Genomic DNA, 638 nt, shown 5'->3' on the forward strand with positions numbered 1-638 from the left:
GCCTGCAGGCTCTTTGCCGTCCAGGCGCCGTCGGCACCCAGGCCCGCCCCGAAGTGGCCGGCCTCGTCAACGAACGCCGCGATCAGGTTGAGGAGCGCCGGGTCCGCCGTCGACAGCTTCGTCAGCGCATTGGGGGAAAGCCCGGCGGTCTTACGCTCCACCGCGGCCAGATCGGTTTCGACAGTCCCGCCGCTGGGGCGATCAAGCTCGGACGCGGTGACAACCGAGCCGCGCCCTACGCGGACGATCTGCGTATCCTGCCCGCCAGCGCCGATCGCGGTGATCGTGAAGTCGGTGGTCTGCGTCACCGGATCCGGCAGCCGCTGTGCCCGAAGCGCGCTGTCCACGAAGTCGGCCACCGCCAGATCGCCTGCAGCATTGAGGTGGAGCGGGTCGCCAGGGCGGCGGAGAGACCGGGGGATAAACCCTGCGGCAATGTCAGCCAGATCCTCCGGCGAACCGTCATGACGGCTCTGCAGGAACTCCGTCAGCTTGCGGCCCTGCTCATCCCGCGCGACGAGACCAGGAAATAGCGCGTCGGTGCGCACGTTGCCGGCAACATGGGCGTCATAGGACGTGCCAGGCCCGCGCTCCGTCCAGTCGGCGTTGGGGAGGATCGGCAGCAGCAGCACCCGGCA

Annotated in this window: 1 protein-coding gene; it reads right to left on the bottom strand. The window is 69.1% G+C overall.

Annotated elements, in window-relative coordinates; all coding sequences use genetic code 11:
* Window positions 1-638 (bottom strand): hypothetical protein (locus QP045_RS21475; protein ID WP_422517039.1); only part of this gene is annotated, 638 nt, incomplete at both ends.

Source organism: Sphingomonas sp. 3-13AW, from assembly GCF_049311085.1.
Classification (GTDB): domain Bacteria; phylum Pseudomonadota; class Alphaproteobacteria; order Sphingomonadales; family Sphingomonadaceae; genus Sphingomonas.